Here is a 17970-nt window from a genome sequence, read left to right as displayed (position 1 = left end):
TTCCTGAGTCTTAATATTCGTAATGGTAGTTATAGTCGTCAGACCTTGCATCAATACCATTCAAGATCACACCTGTAATTTCGATATCATTTTGCTTAAAGCGTTTCAGTGATAAATCGACATCTTTCACGGTATTCACACCGTAGAAAGCAATCAGTAATGAAGTACCGACATATTTACCAATAATCGCAGAGTCCGTAATTGCTAAGATTGGTGCGGTATCGATCACCACAATATCGTATTGGTTTTTGACTTTATCTAATAACTGCTTAAAGCGCTCGCCCATTAATAACTCAGAAGAGTGAGTAACATTTTTACCACGACAAATTACATCAAGGTTTTCAATCACGTTGGCATGAATAGTTGGCGATTCTAAGCTTTGCTGTGACAAATATTCAGATAAGCCCGCTTTATTGTTTAATCCAAAGGCTTTGTGCAAACGGCCTTTACGTAAGTCGGTATCGATTAATAGTACTTTCTTTCCTGCATTAGCCAGTACCACCGCCATATTGGAGGTAACAAAGCTTTTTCCAACACCCGGTGACGCACTGGTGACCATAACTAGGTTGTTACCTTGGTTCATTACCGAAAAGTACACACTAGTACGTAATGAACGAATAGCTTCGACGGCGGTATCTGCTGGGTTTTCTATCGCTAATGGGCTCTTATTGCCAGCCTCAATCAATTTTTTCTCATAGGCAGAGAAAGGAATGGTGGCGTAGACGTTGACACCCAATGCATCGATATCTTCCGTGCTCTTAATTTTATTATTAAAGAACTCGCGAGCAATTACATATGCGCAGCCAATAATAAAGCCAAGGATAGTGGCAAGAGCGACAATCAGTGATTTCTTTGGTGCCACCCGTTTTGGTTGCGACTCTGCAGAGTCAATAATACGCACATCCGCCGTAATACCGGAGTTCAATACACTCAGCTCTTGTTGCTTAGCCACTAATTGGGTGTAGATGGCCTGCTCTGCTTCAACATCACGGGTTAAACGGACGATTTCTTGTTGGGTATTGGGTAACTTTTGAATACTTTTACTGATTTTTTCTTTTTCACGTAACAACTGTTGGCGTTTATCTAACAGGGACTGATAAGCGGGGTGGTTACGGGTATATAGCTGCTGAATCTCCACCTCTTTAAAGGTCAGCTCATTAAGTTTTTCTTCTACCTGTAATGCAGTATCTAGAGCGGCTTTAGCTTCTAAAGAGAGGTCAATGGATTCATTCTTTTTACGAAAGGCATTGAGCTGGTTTTCGTAGTTATCTAATTTCTTTTTAATGGTGGGCAAGTAGTCATCTAAAAATACGAGCGTATTGTTAGTGACTTCTTTTTTACGTTCTGTATTTTGGTCAACATAGTTTTGGATAACACTGTTGAGGATTTCAACATTCTCAGTTTTATCCGCCCCTTTAATGGCTAAGCTGATAATACCCGTGCCTTTACCGACTTCAGCGATGGTTAGGGTGTTGCGTAAGTTTTCAATGGTGGAATAACGGGCATTTTTGATTAATGAAAACTCTTCGCCGGTTTCAGCCGTGAAACTGGAAACCAATAAGTTAATTTCCCCTTGTTTGAGGACTTCACCGACTTTACCTTGCAAGACTTGGCCATTTACATTGAGGGAATAATTGTTATCCCCTAAATAAGTCAGGGTAAATGGCTGGCCAATTAAGTTTTCAGGTAACTGAAATAGGGCAATATGAACGGGAGCCACTTCACCAAGTAATTTACTGACAAAGCCTTCAGGGGCTGCTTGAGTGTCTAAGTTTAAGTTTGTAACGGTTTTACCTAACACCATGCGGGATTTGATGACTTCAATTTCAGAGTCGACTTGGTTATTGCTGTTACCGAATGGCATGACATCACTCATTTGGTCAAGTAATGATACCTGGCCTAATTTGTCATACTGTAAGGTCGCATTGGCTTGGTAAATAGGGGTTGCCAATAAACTGTATGCGATGGCGATAGCCGCAAAAAACACGGTAAAAAACCCAATTTTAATCGTGTTGGATTTCAAAACTTTAAACAGAGCGAGCAGATCGATTTCATCTGAGGCAGGGGAGCTATTTTTTGTTGTGTTCATAATAGGTTAAATGTTAAGTCATCCAATAAATAAAATTAAATTTTGCCTTGCCAAGCAATCGCGGCTTTTTCCATCAACTGGTAAACGTGCTCAAACATTTCATCACTGCGTTTATGCGGGTCAGGGATTTCGGTTTTATTAATCCATTGCCCAAATAACATCACTTTACCGCGGGTTTCAGGAAACTGTTGGTGGATTTTAGCAATATGATCGTTTTCCATCACTAGGATTAAGTCTGCTTTATGGCATATTTCGCTAGTTAAACGACGTGATTGATGGTTTTCAAGGGAAAGCTGATGTTGTTCGGCAATCCGGATGGCACTGTCATAAGCTGGCATCTCATTTTTGGCGATAATACCCGCCGAATGAACGTTTTTTTCAGGAAAATGCTGTTGTAATAAACGCTCCCCCGTAGGAGAGCGACAGATATTTCCCATACAAACAACGAGAATATTATTAAACATATGGATTACCAGTCGTGAATACGCTTGGTACCTTCGGTTAACTGATTATATGAAGCGATAGTTGGTAATAACTGAGTGATTAGACGATTCCAACGTACCACAGGGGCTGCGGTAACATACACTAAGTCATAAGATTGTAATTTAAATTCAGTTCCCATCACGAGTGAGGTAGCATCCGATAAGTCTAACTGATAAACCGCGGCCATTTTTTTCGGTAACAGAGCTTCGAGCTCTTTGTCTTCCGCTGGCTGGTTTTTAATTGGGCGGATAACAAATACCCCCGTTGCATTAGCAGTTGCTTGATTAAGGCCGCTTGCTTTGCTTAAGGCTTCAGTAATACTCATACCTGCACGGTCAATGGTTAAGGTCGTTGGTTGACCCACTTCACCCATCACAAACACTTTTTGGCTATCATTACGTGGCACATACAACACATCACCCGGTAGCATCAGGTAGTTTTGGGTTAAATCCCCATACTGAACCAAATCTTGTAATGACACTTTGATTTCTTTGCCATTACGGGTAAGCACGACATTATCCCAATCGGCTTTTTCGGTTAAGCCTCCTGCATTATTAAAGGCTTCTAAGATAGTCAGTGGGACGTTGGTAATTGGCAAGGTACCTGGTTTCGCCACTTCACCTGAAACATACATTTTTTGCGAACGGAATGCGGCAATACTGACATCCACTTGTGGGGATTCAATATAAGTGGCTAAGCGGTTACTGATTAAAGTACGGATTTCAGTGACGGTTTTACCGATAACCTTGACTTTACCAATATACGGGTAGTAAATAGTGCCATCTGAGTGTACCCAGTTACCAGAGTCTTGCGCACTACGGTATGAACCCGCAGGGATAGTCAGTTCAGGGTGGTCCCAAACCGTAATGGTTAGTACATCACCTGCACCCACGCGATATTCATAGTGAGTCAGTTGCTTTTCTAACTGTGTATTCGGTTTGGCAATGGTGGGTGCGGTGTACATATCATCCAACAATTTGGGCGAAATTGGATAGATATCAACCAATTTGGTAATATCACGGTCACCGGTATCAACCACATTTTTGCCGGAGGTTGATACATAGGCGCCGGGGGTGACGGTGCAGCCTGTTAATGCAGTTAGCATAAGTACAGCAACAGAAAGACGCTTCATAAATACACTCTATCCCTATAGCAATATGGTTAAAGGCACTCGCCTATTTTATTTGAATTCATATTGAACTGTATTAGCGATACCTTTTTCCAGTGTGACTGGTGGTGTAAATGAGGTATCAGCAATGTAGTTTGATTTAAATTGTGTTCTTGCACAGAATTTTTTTACTCGAATACTACTGACTGGAAACTCTTTACCTGTCACTTTAGAAAGAATGTCAAAACAATAACCACCTAATATCCCAATTGGGTAAGGAACTCGGATATTAGATTTTGGTTTATCTAACGCACCACAGATTACAGTGGTTAGTTCGTTCATAGTAAAGTCAGGTTTATCAATATAATTGAAAACATGTTTTCCAGTTGTAAACGTGGTCGCAAAATAAATAAAGGCGGCAACATTTTCAACATAAGCCATCGATTTTTGGTTATTCCCTGCACCGATCATTAAGAAACGACCGGAAGCGATTTGGCGGAATAAATTATAAACGTTACCACGGTTATTTTCACCAAAAACAACCGTTGGGCGTATGGTGACTAAAATATTGTCCGCTGACTTGGCTTGCCATGCATCATAGACATATTCGGCTTCAAGTTTTGATTTGCCGTAGTCATTAAACGGATGGTATTCGCCGTCTTCGCCCGTTTCTTTTTCAACAAAGCCATAAACAGCAACAGAAGAGGTAAATACAATATGTTTAATGCCAAGTTGTTCCGCCACATCACAGACATTTTTTGCACCATCAACATTTACTTCATAGTAAAGGCTGATTGGGTGGACATTATCTTTGTGTTGAGCAGATAAATTAATAATAACATCACTGCCTTTTAATGGCTCAATAAGTGTTTCAGGTTTGGTAACATCACCAAATTCCCATTTTTCAGGATGAGCTTCGCTTTTTTGAATATCAACAATTTTAAAGTCAATATTTTGGGATTTTAATTGATTAGAGAGACGGGTGCCGATAAAACCGGAACCACCGATGATAGTTAATTTCATGAATGTTTTCCGCTTATTTGACGGTATAAGTGATGGGTATTATCTAGCATTTGTTGAAAATTAAAGCCATTACAATAGATCTCTCGGCTAGATTTTCCCATTTGAATACGAGTATCTTTATTCTCTATTAATGTTTTTAGAGCATTAGACATTTTTTCGATATCTCCTCTCGGAATTAAAAATCCATTTGAGTGGGATACCATTTCGCTTACACCTCCAACATCAGAAGCAATAATTGGTAATGAAAAACTCATTGCTTCGATTATACTTCTTGGAAGTCCTTCCCAATTTGATGGTAAAATAAATAAATCAGATGATGATAGTAGTTTGCTAACATCATGTCGCTCACCTAAGAAATTAATTTTACTGCTAATATTTAATTGTTCAGCAAGCATTTTAACTTCAGATTCCAATGGATCTTTTCCTACTAGGTTGAGAGTCCAATTTAATGTATCTATTGTTGTAAGTGATTTTAATAAAGATATATGATCTTTCTGTTCTGAGAATCTAGCAACACATATAATATTTACTGTATCGCTAGGTTCATTCTTTCTGGGAAAGTCAATCGTTTTATCGGGCATGCCATTATGTATAACTATCTGTTTTTCACTTGGAGCTACATTATATTTAACTGCTAAATTTTTATCTTGGTGAGAAACTGTGACAATATTATTACAAAACTTGGAAAATAATTTTTCAATAAAAATATAGAATTTTTTACGTTGATCTGAAACCCCGTCGGCAAAAGCCCAACCGTGAGCAGTAAAAATACAAGGTATTTTAGTACCAATCAATGCGCTTCTTCCAATTATACCAGCTTTAGATGAGTGTAATGAAACAATGTCAGGAGATAATTGTTTTAGAATAGAGCGTAATTTAATGGTGCAAATTATGTCTTTAAGAGGTGATATATTTCTAATTAATTTAGACTCTACAATATAGTTGATTCCATTGTTTTCGAGCTGCTCAGTTAATGCACCAGTTTCTCCTACAATAACTGTTACTTGATGACCTAGCTGGGTCATGGCGATGGATAAATCTCTCACATGTATTTGCGCGCCACCAATTTCATCGGCTTTTGTTATTATATAGACAATTTTCATTTAATCATTACCAAATAAGTCACGAGTATAGACTTTCTCTGCCACATCTTCCAGCTCAGGCACCATACGGTTAGCTAGAATAATGTCACTTTCCGTTTTGAATGTCTCGAGATCACGAATAACCTTCGAACGGAAAAACTCTTCTTCTTTTAAAACTGGCTCATACACCACCACTTCAATGCCCTTGGCCTTGATGCGTTTCATTACACCTTGTACCGCAGAGGCGCGGAAATTATCAGAGCCCGCTTTCATCACTAAGCGATAAACCCCCACTTTGCGTGGTGATTTAGCAATTAATGCATCGGAAATAAAGTCTTTGCGGGTACGGTTTGATTCCACAATGGCGTTAATCAGGTTATTTGGCACGTCATCGTAGTTGGCTAATAACTGCTTGGTATCTTTCGGTAAACAATAACCGCCGTAACCGAATGATGGGTTGTTATAATGGCTACCAATACGTGGGTCTAAAGAGACCCCTTCAATAATTTGGCGTGCATTTAAACCGCGGCTTTCTGCGTAGGTATCGAGCTCATTAAAGTACGCCACACGCATGGCTAAATAGGTGTTGGCAAACAATTTAATGGCTTCGGCTTCGGTTCCATCGGTAAATAACACGGGCACATCTTTCTTAATTGCGCCTTCCAGCAACAAATCTGCAAAAATTTTCGCGCGCTCTGAACGCTCTCCCACCACAATACGGGAAGGATGTAAGTTATCCCACAAAGCACGCCCCTCACGTAAAAATTCAGGAGAGAAAATCACGTTGGTATAACCAAACTCTTCACGTAAGCGCGCGGTAAAGCCCACAGGAATAGTGGATTTCACGATAATCGTCGCTTGTGGATTAATTTCATTCACATCATGAATAACAGACTCAACCGATCTTGTATTGAAGTAATTGGTTTTTGGATCATAGTCGGTTGGCGTTGCGACAATGACGTATTGTGCACCGGTGTAAGCTTCAGTTTTATCTTCTGTGGCACGGAAATTGAGGGTCTTTTCCGTTAAAAACTGTTCAATTTCTGCATCAACAATCGGTGATTGATGGTTGTTTAACATCGCCACTTTTTCAGGGATGATGTCCACTGCAACCACTTCGTGGTGTTGTGACAGCAACATGGCGTTAGATAGGCCGACGTAGCCGGTTCCTGCGATTGCTATTTTCAAACTTGCCTCTCAAATCCTGCTAAAGATGTTACAGCTTATTGATATTATTGGTGGTAATAAGAACGGTACCAATCCACAAATGCCTGAACACCCTGCTCAATAGAAACTTGTGGGCGATAACCTGTCACATTAAACAAGTCTTCCGTATCCGCCCAAGTGGTGTACACATCACCCGCTTGCATAGGTAAAAAGTTTTTAATCGCTTCTTTACCCAGTGCCTTTTCCAGTGCAGAAATAAATTCAATCAACTTAACAGGCTGCCCATTACCAATATTATAGATTCGATATGGTGCGCTGCTTTCTGCAGGTGATGCCGAATGATTATTCGGGTTCGCTTGTGGAATTATATCTGAAATACGGATCACACCTTCGACAATATCATCAACAAAAGTGAAATCACGACTGAGATTGCCGTTATTATAGACATCGATAGGCTCGCCCGCCAAAATAGCTTTTGTAAACTTAAATAAAGCCATATCTGGGCGCCCCCAAGGGCCATAAACTGTAAAGAATCGCAGCCCTGTGGTCGGTAGCTGGTATAAATGTGAATAGGAGTGTGCCATTAATTCATTGGCTTTCTTTGTTGCCGCATAGAGTGAAATCGGGTGGTCGGTTGCCATGTCAGTGGTAAATGGCGTCTTATCGGTAACGCCGTACACCGAACTTGAAGAGGCATAGACCAAATGCTTCACTTTTGCTTGGCGACAACCTTCTAAAATGGCGAGGTGGCCAGTCAAATTACTATCTGCGTAAGCAAATGGGTTTTCCAACGAGTAACGGACCCCCGCTTGTGCTGCTAGATGAATGACTCGGTCAAAACGATTATTCTTCATGAATTGTATAGTTTTCTCATAATCGCATATATCTAAAGAAGTAAAAGTAAAATTAGCATATTTTTTTAGAATATTAAGTCGGCTGATTTTCAAACTAGGGTCGTAATAATCGTTTATATTATCGATACCAATAACGGTATAGCCGTTGCTTAACAATCTCTCACATAAGCTAAATCCAATAAAGCCAGCACTACCACTAACTAAGTATTTCATTTTTTAAGTTTGCCTAAAGTATTTTTTCACGATGATACTAGAATCAAAATCATAAGCTCGTAATTTACAGTTATGACATAAGTTATTTATTCTTTCTACAGATAGATTACTTATATAATTTATAGAGTTAACTAATCCAATTATATCTCCTACTCTATATAAAGTACCATATTGTGTTATCTCGTAATCACTAATACTAATAACATTATCTAGATTAGAGTTCGGTTGTAAAATTTCTCTAGGTCCACTAACACAATCAGTATGTATTACAGGTGTTGAGCACGCGAGAGACTCTATTATAGAATTTGGAAATCCTTCTGAGCTAGAGGCACTTATAAATGCGAATGCATTTCTTATTATAGGGAATGGATTCTTCAGTTTCCCTAAAAAAAATACTCTTTCAGATATATTTAATTTTTTTGCCAACTTTTCTAAATAATCCTTTTCAGGGCCATCTCCTATAATTACTAAATTGATGTTTTGTTTCTCTATTCCTTTAATTAGCAGATCGAAGTTTTTTGAATTAATTAACCTACCCATTGCGACTAAATATTTGAAGTTTAATTTTTCTAAAATATCGCAGTGTTCCATTGATTGTTTAATAATACTATCAATATTGTTTGGGTTGTTTATTGTTAAAATTTTATGTTTGTTATTTTTCTTAATTAAATTACTAATGTTTTTGTTCATTAAATCTGATATTGCAATAATTTGGTCTGCTTTAGGGTAAAAGATCTTAATGAAACTAAGCATAATAATTCCCTTTACACCTTTTTTTCTATATTGCAATGGGTCACCATGATTTACTATTTGCGAAAACTGATTTCCTCCAATTAGCCTTGTTGCAACGTTTATAATGTTAGAGCGATATAAGTGACTTTGAACGAAATTTACTTTTCTTTTCTTTATTATTTTAATTAGTTCTAGTATATGAAAAAATGTACGAAAATATTTGTGGTTTTTAAAATGAATTACTTCCACTTTTGGGGCTACATCATATTCAACATTTGATTCAAGGGTTGCCAAAATAATAGGTTCTGTTTTTATAACTTCATTAGCTATATTGACTGCGATACGTTCAGCACCGCCATTGGCAAGTGAGTTTACAAGAATAAGTTTCATTCTTCGTGTTCCTCATATAATATGGAATTTGCAAAAAATTTACTGTCAAATTTTTTGGAGAACTTTATAGATTCTTTAATGTATTTTTCTTTGTTTATCTTTATGTCAAGAATCAAATTTATTAATTCATTTGTTGTGGAGAAAAATAAGCCATTAACAGATTCTTTAATTCCATATTTCTCTATTCCTAGTACAGGAACCCCTATAGATGCTGCTTCAATATAAACCAAGCCAAAAGCTTCAGGCTTATTTGGAAGTAACCAAAAAAGATCGAAATTATGTTGGTAAAACTCTTTCGAATATATTTCTTTTCGGTCGCAAGTATTCATAAAAAATATCTTGCTAGAAAGATTCATATCATGAACCTTCTTTACTAATTTTTCTTTTATTGTCCCATTGCCATAAATGAACCATTGAATATTGGGTATTTTTTTCACCAAGGCAGAAAAAATATCCAACATTTCGTAATACCCTTTTCTTTCTTCTAACCGTGAAACAGAGACTAATTTGAAAAAATCATCATTTCTTTTCTCGATATATTTACCTGAAATTCCGATGTTATTTTTCACACCAGCATATGATACGATTATTTTATTTTTTATTTTCTCTCGTATATTAGAGTTTTCGATGAAGGTGTTTTTTGTGAATGAACTAACTGATATAATTCTACCACATTTTCTTAGGAAATAGTTATAAAAGTACGGTAATAGAATTAATTTATTTTTAATTGATGGGTTATATGCTATATCGTATTCAGTCCCATGAATAATATATACAAACTTGGTAAAATTAACCCATCTTAATAAGGATGTAAAGTAAGCACTTCTAATATCATTTACTATTACTTTATCATATGAAGATATTTTATTAATTAATTTAAAATAAAAAAACGGCCAAAATTTTTTAAAAAATAAGGACTGTTTTAAGCAGGGAATAAATATGTCTACATCGTGACCAAGTTCAATTAAATCATTATGAAGCTGTTCAGCTACAATTCCTGCACCACCAATAATTGGAGGGAATTCATCACTGATAATTAATACTTTTCTTTTTAAATGTCTTTTCATTGATTCTCTCAATTATGTTTTGCTCTGTTTTTTCATTTATAAGAGTATAAATAAATATAAAAATAATAAAAAAATCAAAATTGGAATAGTATATGAATATGCCTTTAATATTAAAAGTTAAAACAAGAAGGAATAAAGTAATACCAAGGAATGAGTTGAAACGTTTTCTGATTATATTACATATATAAGCATAAGCAATAATACTTGTTATTAAACCTAAAATGCCATAACTGAAAATTTGTCTTATATAGCCAACATCAGTATGCATATAATATAAGTCACCATCATACATTCGTGCATCCCCAAATAACATTGTAAATAAATTTTTAGGAAGAAAAAACATTTTAGCTAGCTCGTCTGTTGAACTTGATTGCAACCCACTTCCATTTAAAAAATTATTAAATGCTTCAAAAGCCCAAGGAAGAGACTTATCAAAAAATTGATCTGCATTATCTAGTACAGATGATGGTAATAGTATATATAATATTGAAAATATAATTGGGAAAAAAAACAGTACTAAAAAAGAATGAGAGAATAAATTTTTATTTATCTTGAAGTTTTTCTTTGTATAAATGTGGGTTAGCATAACTACAATTATACCTAAAATTGATACTCTAGCGGAAAAAGTACCCAATATAATAAATAGTAATAATGAAAAAATTAAAAAAGAAGTAAAAAATATACCGTTGTCTTTGTTTTTTAGTAGATAAATTGATAGTAGCGCACCTAGAATCATTACTGTACCCAGATTAAAATATGCAATTCCAAAACCAATAAATCTAACATTTGCACTTTGATCTAGCCTATCCATGTCTACATTTAACATAGAAAGAGATAAACTTCTAAACTCAGCGGAAAAGGTAATAAAGATTGAAAGAATCGCCTGAGTAATAATTGCAATTAAAAATAATATAATGATGTTGTTTTTAGATTTATGCCTTAAGAATGTTTTGATTATAAAAAGAGAGACTACTGGGTAAACAATATAAAATACAAAAATAATTTGTAGTTGAGATGTTTCATTACTATCAGAAAAAGCATAAGTTATAATGTAAAAAGTAATTTGTAATAAAAAAAATAATTGAAAGCATATCAATTTTTTATTTGTCAATAGATTGTTTTTTTTGGTTAAAAAATAAAAAAAGTAAATCAATGCAATTGAAAAAATAAATACTAAACATGATGTAGGTAGAAAAATAAAATTAATGGAAAATAAAACTAAGAAGAATAGTATAATTACTATAATTGTTTTTATATTAATCATGGTAATTTATCACTTTAATTTTATGATGAAGCTAGGTGTGAATGCTTTTATTAGGACAAGTAAAAATCCAAATCCAAACTTTTTTGATTTTATTAAGTATTTTAAAGGTAAAAAAGTCTCATATCGAGCCAAAGCTCTTGCTGTATTATAGTAAGTGTTATTAATGGCTTCATTATAGAGTATATTATCACTAAATTTATTTAATACATCTATTTTACTTTTATGCATTAGTGGAATGTTTTTTGTGGTATTAGTTGGGTGATCTCTATATAGAGTAACTATTCTTGAAAAGGTTGCTAACTTTTTATTTTTGTTACTTAGTGAAAGCCATAGGTACCAATCTTCTAGCTTTAAATCTTCAGGATAGCCACCAAGCATCGTTATTTCACTTTTTTTTATTAAAGCAGTTGGGGCTGATGGAATATTTTTTTGCATGATTAAATCATTGAAAGAGTGCTCTTCGATTTTATTATCATCAATGTTTTTAGTTATAGGAGTATGTATGTTATCTGTGCTTTTTAATATGTCCATTTTACCAAATACAGCACTATAATGGCTATTGTGTATTTTTTCTACTAAATAACTAATTTTATAGGGTAATGCAATATCATCTGATGCAAATGGAGAAAAGTATAAACCAGTTGACCACTTTAAACCTTCATTTAGTGTTGCACATAATCCTCTATTTTCTCTGTGGATGAATGCAAATCTATGAAAATGTTGGGTTATTTTGCTAGAGCTAATGAAGTTATTTATAATTTCAACAGAATTATCGGTTGAACCATCATCAATAATTAATAATTCAATATTATCATAATCTTGGTTAATTATACTTTTAATTGAGTCAATTACATATTTTGAGTGGTTATATGATGGAATAACTACAGTTACTAGAGGAGTCATAATTTTAGTTACGTTATTAAAGTGGTGAGAAAAGTGCTAAAAAGTATTTTTATATCGTAAAGTACTGTAAATAACTACGCCGTATAAACAATATGTTATTGAATACGCATAAGTTACACCGATAGTTCCAATATAGTTGACTGCAAATATGGATAGGATAGTGAAAGTAAAGGAAAAAATAATTTCGGTTAAAATAAACATAGATGTTAGGCTTTTTGCAACCATAATATATGCTAATAACCAAGAAGCAATTTTAAATACATCACCTATAATTTGCCATGTAAATAGAGGTTTCATTGGTGTAAAACTATCAGAGAAAAGTAGATAAATGATCAGGTCACGTAAAAGATAAATAACTAAACCACAAGTAATTACTATAGGTAAAAGTATTTTATATCCCTGAAGTATTTCCTGTTTTAACTCTTTTTTAGTCGTTATTTCAGATAATCGTGGTAAGTAGTAAGTACTTAGGGCCGTTGTCACAATCATTAAATAGGTTGTAGAAATATACCATACACCTTGCCAGTAGCCTGCTTGGTCAAGTCCCTGTGTAGTAGCAATATAATCCCGAATAATAAACTGTGATGTAGGCACCATTATAGCAGATGTAAGCGCCATTGCAGAAAATGCAAATAGTTTTTTAGATATCCCTTTATCAAATGAAGAGGTGAAATTTTTCCATATTACAACGGTATGCTTTCGAAGCATAAAAAGAGTGACAAAGAAAATAATAGATTGATTAGTTGCTAGCGCAATTAATGCGCCTTTTAATCCAAAAAAATAAATTAATAAACTGGTAAAAAATAAAGAATAAAGGCTTTGTATTATATTTATTTTTATGTAATTGCGAATTTCTTTTAATCCATTAATTATGGATAAAAGAAGTCCATTTAATACAAAAAGTATTATTGTAAAACCAAAGAGGATAAAGACAAAACTATACTCTATATTATCTAAAATTTTCTTTGAGAAAAAAGAAGAGAATATGATAAGAAGAAAGCCTACTATAATGGAAGATATTAAACTTATTCGGAAAGCAGTACTAAATAGGCTTGGTACCTTTGGGCTATCTTGTCCGTATTCTGCAGTATACTTTACAACACCACTATTAATAGCGCCTTGAGCGGCAATTAGAACTACTTGACTAAAATTTTGAAATTGTCCGATAACTGCAAGCCCTGCAGGCCCTATATAAACAGAAACTGCTTTATTGATCACTAAGCCTGAAAGCATTTTGAAAAAAGTTGCTATCAGGCTAAGAAGGGATGTTTTAATTAACGTCATTGTTTAGCCACAAATGAATTACAGGCATCAATCACTCGCTGAACGTCATTTTTAGTCATGGTAGGGCCAATAGGGATACTAAGTACTTCTTGGTGGATTCTTTCTGTAATTGGTAGTGATAGGTGACTATATTGCTTATAAGCTTGTTGTTTATGAGGTGGTGTTGGATAATGAATTAAAGTTTGTATACCTAAATTTGTTAGGTGTGTTTGCAATAAATCTCTATAACTTGTTGTAATCACAAACAAATGCCAAACATGACGTTGAATAGTGCTTTTATACTCTTCCGCATCTAATGGTAATTTAATTAATGGGTTGTTAATGTTTTCAAGGTAAGCTAACGCAATTCTTTGGCGAGTATCTGTTTCTTTATCTAAGTATTTTAATTTCACATCAAGCATAGCCGCTTGGATTTCACTTAGTCTGCTATTAACACCTTGGTAAAGGTTTTCATACTTTTTGTGAGAGCCATAGTTGCGCAGTGCTTTTAATGTATTTGCTAGCTCATCATCATTAGTGGTAATTGCGCCAGCATCGCCTAATGCGCCCAAATTTTTACCGGGATAAAAGCTAAAACCCGCCGCATCCCCCCAATTACCACACTTTTTATTGCCAGTTATAGCACCATGAGATTGAGCACAGTCTTCTAGCACTAATAAATTATATTGTTTGGCTAATGCCATAATCTCAGGCATTGGGGAAATTTGACCATATAGGTGAACTGGGAGTATGACTTTTGTTCTATTAGTAATTGCTTGTTTTATATTTTCAATAGAAAGATTGTAACTATTTTCATCTGGCTCGACTAATATAGGTACTAAATCATTTTCTGTAATTGCCAGTACAGAGGCTATATATGTATTGGCTTGGACGATAACTTCATCGCCAGCTTTAATTTTACCAAGCTCTTTCCAAGCGCGTAATACAAGAGTTAAAGCATCTAAGCCATTAGCAACGCCAATAGCATATTTTGTACCGCAATAATTAGCGAAATTAGTTTCAAAGCTTTCTAATTCTTTTCCCATGATATACCAGCCAGAATCGATAACTCGTGAACATGCATCTTTTAACTCTTGCTGGTATTGATTGTTTATTTTTTTTAAATCAAGAAAATTAATCATTATGAGTCCTACAATTACTTTAAATATCGAGTTATTCTTGCTGGATTGCCGACTACAAGAGCATTAGCTGGTACATTTTTTGTCACTACGCTTCCTGCTCCAATCATTGCGTTCTCACCTATAGTTATACCTGGTAAGATAGTCGCATTTGCGCCAATTGATGCCCCCTTTTTTATAACTGTTAGAGGGAAATTGTCGGGGTATTGTTTAGAGCGTGGATATTTATCATTTGCAAATGTAACACATGGTCCAATAAAAACATCATCCTCAATACGAAGACCATCCCATAAATAAACACCTGACTTTATTGTTACGTTATTTCCAATAATGACATCGTTCTCAATTAAAGTATGTGCACAAATATTACAGTTAGTCCCTAATTCTGCATTTTCTAAGATAACACTAAATTGCCAAATTCGAGTGTTTTCACCTATCTTTTTACTTTGAACATCGCTTAGTTTATGAATAAACATTTTTACATTCTTCTAAAAAAGTCTGATAGTCACGAATATAATCACTTTCATCATAAAGTTCGCTTGCTAGTACTACAAGCACACAATCTTCAGAAAAATCATGCATTTCTCGCCACATAAAGCTACTAATGTGCAAGCCGATATTTGGATTGTCGAGAATAATTTCGTCTTTGTTATGTCCATCATCAAGGACAAAGCGACAGCTACCTTTTACACAAATAGCGACTTGTTGTAGGTTCTTGTGTGCATGAAAACCACGAGAAACTCCTTCTTTAGTTCCAAAAATGTAATAAATGCGTTTAACTTCAAAAGGAATATTTTTATTTTGTTCTAATGAAACTAAAGATCCTCTATCATCCCCGAGAGTTTTGAATTCGATGGTGTTAACTAGTTTCATTTTTCTTTCTCAATTAAATTAATTAAATATTCGCCGTAGCTATTTTTTCGGCATTTATTGGCAGTTTCTAACACTTGTTCTGAGGTAAGCCATTTTTGTCTAAATGCAATTTCTTCTAAACAAGCAATCTTGAAGCCTTGTCTTTTCTCAATAGTTTCGACAAAGCTTGAGGCGTCTAAAAGGCTATCGTGAGTGCCAGTATCTAACCATGCGAATCCTCGACCAAGTAATTCCACTTTTAATTTTTTATTTTTTAGATAGATTTGGTTTACAGTGGTAATCTCTAACTCACCGCGCTCAGAAGGTTGGATATTTTTAGCTATTTCAATAACGTCGTTATCGTAGAAATATAAGCCAGTTACCGCATATTTTGATTTCGGTTTTAACGGTTTTTCTTCAATAGATACTGCATTATATTTTTCATCAAATTCAACAACACCAAAACGTTCAGGGTCTTGCACTTCATAGCCAAATACGGTAGCGCCATTTTTAGTGTTTGCTGCATTTTGTAATTTAGGAGAGAAACCTTGTCCCCAGAAAATATTATCCCCAAGAACTAAACACACACTATCAGAACCAATAAACTCTTCCCCGATAATAAAAGCTTGGGCTAATCCTTCAGGCTTAGGTTGAACCGCATATTGGATTGAAATCCCAAATTGTGAGCCATCTGCTAATAAACGTTCAAAACTGCTTTGATCTTCTGGAGTCGTAATAATTAATATTTCACGAATTCCTGCTAACATTAAAACGGAAAGTGGGTAATAGATCATTGGCTTGTCATACACAGGAAGTAACTGCTTGGAGACTCCCATGGTAATTGGATACAGCCTTGTACCAGAACCGCCCGCTAAAATAATACCTTTCACTTTTTAAGCCCCTAATCTTTCTCTATTATATTTATTGTTTTGAACTGATTTACACCACTCACCATTCGTTAAATACCATTCCACTGTTTTACGAAGCCCAGTTTCAAATGTTTCCTCTGGTACCCAATTTAGCTCATTTTTAATTTTTGTAGCATCAATAGCGTAACGAAGGTCATGGCCAGGTCTGTCGGTCACATAAGTAATTAACTCTTCATAGTGATTAATACCATTTGGTTTATTTGGTACTAACTCATCGAGGATGCTGCAGATTGTTTTAACCACATCAATATTGGTTTTTTCGTTATGGCCACCAATATTATAAGTTTCAGCAATTTTGCCCTCGGTTACAACCTTATAAAGTGCTCTAGCGTGGTCTTCTACGTATAACCAATCTCTAATTTGCTGGCCATTACCATAAACAGGTAGTGGTTTACCTTCTAATGCATTTAGAATAATAAGCGGAATCAGCTTTTCAGGGTAATGGTAAGGACCATAGTTGTTAGAACAGTTAGTCACAATGGTTGGTAGCCCATAAGTACGTTGCCATGCACGGACTAAATGGTCGCTGGATGCTTTAGATGCAGAATATGGGCTGCTCGGTGCATAAGAAGTGGTTTCAGTGAATAGGTCAGTTGTTGATTCAAGGTCGCCGTAAACTTCATCTGTTGAAATATGGTGGAAGCGGAAGGCTGATTTTTTATCGGTAGGCAATTGGTTCCAATAGTGGCGAGCTGCTTCTAATAAAGTATAGGTACCGATAATATTCGTTTGAATAAATTCACTTGGGCCATCGATAGAGCGGTCAACATGGGATTCAGCTGCTAAGTGCATCACCACATCGGGTTGGTGTAGCTCAAATAGTTGTTTAATGGCTGCGAAATCACAAATATCGGTTTGAGCAAATATATAATTAGAACTTTCAGAAATCGATGCTAAAGATTCTAAATTTCCCGCATAAGTTAATTTATCAATATTAACAACACTGTCGTTAGTATTATTAATAATATGGCGAATAACAGCAGAACCAATAAAGCCTGCGCCACCAGTCACGAATATTTTCACTGAGAACCTTGTTATTAAATAAGTAATAAATTAAAAGTGGTCTATAGTTAACTTTTAAGGTGTTAATTAATAACACCCATAGCTACCGCACTGGGTTGTCGGGTCCCAGAGCACCATTGAATTTGTAAATGCATACTTATTAATTGAAAACATTGCATTTTTTGCTAACTTGTTCAATTGATAAGCATAGCTTATTGTTTTTTGACTGCCAAAGGGTATGCCTCAGCATTTATTTGGTCAAGTAAAAAGCGCTTAATAATACCATTAAAGCTAGTTACTGACTATCACTGCGATAGTGTTAGGGAATAGTCCTAAGGGGAGTAGCAATACAATAAATTATTTTAAATTATCAGGTTATAATCCTATTCTTACGCCTTGTATGTGATTAT

17 protein-coding genes are annotated in these 17970 nt (G+C 35.1%); all 17 read right to left on the bottom strand.

The window, feature by feature from the left end:
* Positions 1-10 precede the first annotated feature (10 nt).
* Complete coding sequence (locus M1F17_RS20125) at positions 11-2089, bottom strand: polysaccharide biosynthesis tyrosine autokinase (RefSeq protein WP_318837146.1); 2079 nt, start codon at positions 2087-2089, stop codon at positions 11-13.
* A gap of 35 nt (positions 2090-2124) precedes the next feature.
* On the bottom strand, positions 2125-2553 hold the full coding sequence (locus M1F17_RS20120) for a protein tyrosine phosphatase (RefSeq protein ID WP_318837145.1): 429 nt from the start codon (positions 2551-2553) through the stop codon (positions 2125-2127).
* Between the two features lie 5 nt (positions 2554-2558).
* Positions 2559-3704: a polysaccharide export protein gene (locus M1F17_RS20115; RefSeq protein ID WP_318837144.1), complete on the bottom strand. Its 1146-nt coding sequence runs from the start codon at positions 3702-3704 to the stop codon at positions 2559-2561.
* A gap of 48 nt (positions 3705-3752) precedes the next feature.
* Positions 3753-4703 carry an NAD-dependent epimerase/dehydratase family protein gene (locus M1F17_RS20110; protein ID WP_318837143.1) on the bottom strand — a complete coding sequence of 317 codons (951 nt, stop codon included), beginning with the start codon at positions 4701-4703 and terminating at the stop codon, positions 3753-3755.
* Positions 4700-5806 carry a glycosyltransferase family 4 protein gene (locus M1F17_RS20105; RefSeq protein WP_318837142.1) on the bottom strand — a complete coding sequence of 369 codons (1107 nt, stop codon included), beginning with the start codon at positions 5804-5806 and terminating at the stop codon, positions 4700-4702. Before M1F17_RS20105 ends, M1F17_RS20110 begins: the two co-directional genes overlap by 4 nt.
* Positions 5807-6973: a nucleotide sugar dehydrogenase gene (locus tag M1F17_RS20100; RefSeq protein WP_318837141.1), complete on the bottom strand. Its 1167-nt coding sequence runs from the start codon at positions 6971-6973 to the stop codon at positions 5807-5809.
* A gap of 44 nt (positions 6974-7017) precedes the next feature.
* The gene (locus M1F17_RS20095; RefSeq protein ID WP_318837140.1) at positions 7018-8019 is read right to left on the bottom strand and encodes an NAD-dependent epimerase; all 1002 of its coding nucleotides are present in this window, start codon (positions 8017-8019) and stop codon (positions 7018-7020) included.
* 3 nt (positions 8020-8022) lie between these two features.
* A complete protein-coding gene (locus tag M1F17_RS20090) occupies positions 8023-9141 on the bottom strand; it encodes a glycosyltransferase (RefSeq protein ID WP_318837139.1) in 1119 nt (372 codons plus the stop codon).
* Positions 9138-10208, bottom strand: a complete 1071-nt coding sequence (locus M1F17_RS20085) for a glycosyltransferase family 4 protein (RefSeq protein WP_318837138.1) — start codon at positions 10206-10208, stop codon at positions 9138-9140. Before M1F17_RS20085 ends, M1F17_RS20090 begins: the two co-directional genes overlap by 4 nt.
* Entirely contained in the window at positions 10168-11319 is a 1152-nt protein-coding gene (locus M1F17_RS20080) for a hypothetical protein (protein ID WP_318837137.1), read from the bottom strand. Before M1F17_RS20080 ends, M1F17_RS20085 begins: the two co-directional genes overlap by 41 nt.
* A 162-nt stretch (positions 11320-11481) precedes the next feature.
* Positions 11482-12375 carry a glycosyltransferase family 2 protein gene (locus tag M1F17_RS20075; protein ID WP_318837136.1) on the bottom strand — a complete coding sequence of 298 codons (894 nt, stop codon included), beginning with the start codon at positions 12373-12375 and terminating at the stop codon, positions 11482-11484.
* Between the two features lie 36 nt (positions 12376-12411).
* Positions 12412-13659, bottom strand: coding sequence for an O-antigen translocase (locus M1F17_RS20070; RefSeq protein ID WP_318837135.1), 1248 nt, complete (start codon positions 13657-13659; stop codon positions 12412-12414).
* On the bottom strand, positions 13656-14780 hold the full coding sequence (locus M1F17_RS20065) for a DegT/DnrJ/EryC1/StrS family aminotransferase (protein ID WP_318837134.1): 1125 nt from the start codon (positions 14778-14780) through the stop codon (positions 13656-13658). The genes M1F17_RS20070 and M1F17_RS20065 overlap by 4 nt, the downstream gene beginning before the upstream one ends.
* Before the next feature lie 14 nt (positions 14781-14794).
* Positions 14795-15253 (bottom strand): acyltransferase, encoded by a 459-nt coding sequence (locus M1F17_RS20060; protein WP_318837133.1) that lies wholly within the window; start codon positions 15251-15253, stop codon positions 14795-14797.
* A complete protein-coding gene (locus tag M1F17_RS20055) occupies positions 15240-15650 on the bottom strand; it encodes an FdtA/QdtA family cupin domain-containing protein (RefSeq protein ID WP_318837132.1) in 411 nt (136 codons plus the stop codon). The genes M1F17_RS20060 and M1F17_RS20055 overlap by 14 nt, the downstream gene beginning before the upstream one ends.
* Positions 15647-16519: a glucose-1-phosphate thymidylyltransferase RfbA gene (gene rfbA / locus M1F17_RS20050; RefSeq protein WP_172767502.1), complete on the bottom strand. Its 873-nt coding sequence runs from the start codon at positions 16517-16519 to the stop codon at positions 15647-15649. Before rfbA ends, M1F17_RS20055 begins: the two co-directional genes overlap by 4 nt.
* Positions 16520-16522: 3 nt before the next feature.
* Positions 16523-17581: a dTDP-glucose 4,6-dehydratase gene (rfbB, locus tag M1F17_RS20045; protein ID WP_318837131.1), complete on the bottom strand. Its 1059-nt coding sequence runs from the start codon at positions 17579-17581 to the stop codon at positions 16523-16525.
* Between the last annotated feature and the right edge of the window lie 389 nt (positions 17582-17970).

The sequence above is a fragment of the Providencia sp. PROV073 genome (assembly GCF_033688125.1).
GTDB classification, from domain to species: Bacteria; Pseudomonadota; Gammaproteobacteria; order Enterobacterales; family Enterobacteriaceae; genus Providencia; species Providencia hangzhouensis.
This window is presented reverse-complemented; position numbering and strand designations above follow the sequence as displayed.

Coding starts and splice junctions, on each gene's coding strand:
- M1F17_RS20090 (WP_318837139.1), bottom strand. CDS start 9,141: ATGAAACTTATTCTTGTAAACTCACTTGCCAATGGCGGTGCTGAACGT.
- M1F17_RS20065 (WP_318837134.1), bottom strand. CDS start 14,780: ATGATTAATTTTCTTGATTTAAAAAAAATAAACAATCAATACCAGCAA.
- M1F17_RS20120 (WP_318837145.1), bottom strand. CDS start 2,553: ATGTTTAATAATATTCTCGTTGTTTGTATGGGAAATATCTGTCGCTCT.
- M1F17_RS20110 (WP_318837143.1), bottom strand. CDS start 4,703: ATGAAATTAACTATCATCGGTGGTTCCGGTTTTATCGGCACCCGTCTC.
- M1F17_RS20105 (WP_318837142.1), bottom strand. CDS start 5,806: ATGAAAATTGTCTATATAATAACAAAAGCCGATGAAATTGGTGGCGCG.
- M1F17_RS20085 (WP_318837138.1), bottom strand. CDS start 10,208: ATGAAAAGACATTTAAAAAGAAAAGTATTAATTATCAGTGATGAATTC.
- M1F17_RS20125 (WP_318837146.1), bottom strand. CDS start 2,089: ATGAACACAACAAAAAATAGCTCCCCTGCCTCAGATGAAATCGATCTG.
- M1F17_RS20070 (WP_318837135.1), bottom strand. CDS start 13,659: ATGACGTTAATTAAAACATCCCTTCTTAGCCTGATAGCAACTTTTTTC.
- M1F17_RS20095 (WP_318837140.1), bottom strand. CDS start 8,019: ATGAAATACTTAGTTAGTGGTAGTGCTGGCTTTATTGGATTTAGCTTA.
- M1F17_RS20115 (WP_318837144.1), bottom strand. CDS start 3,704: ATGAAGCGTCTTTCTGTTGCTGTACTTATGCTAACTGCATTAACAGGC.
- M1F17_RS20060 (WP_318837133.1), bottom strand. CDS start 15,253: ATGTTTATTCATAAACTAAGCGATGTTCAAAGTAAAAAGATAGGTGAA.
- M1F17_RS20075 (WP_318837136.1), bottom strand. CDS start 12,375: ATGACTCCTCTAGTAACTGTAGTTATTCCATCATATAACCACTCAAAA.
- M1F17_RS20055 (WP_318837132.1), bottom strand. CDS start 15,650: ATGAAACTAGTTAACACCATCGAATTCAAAACTCTCGGGGATGATAGA.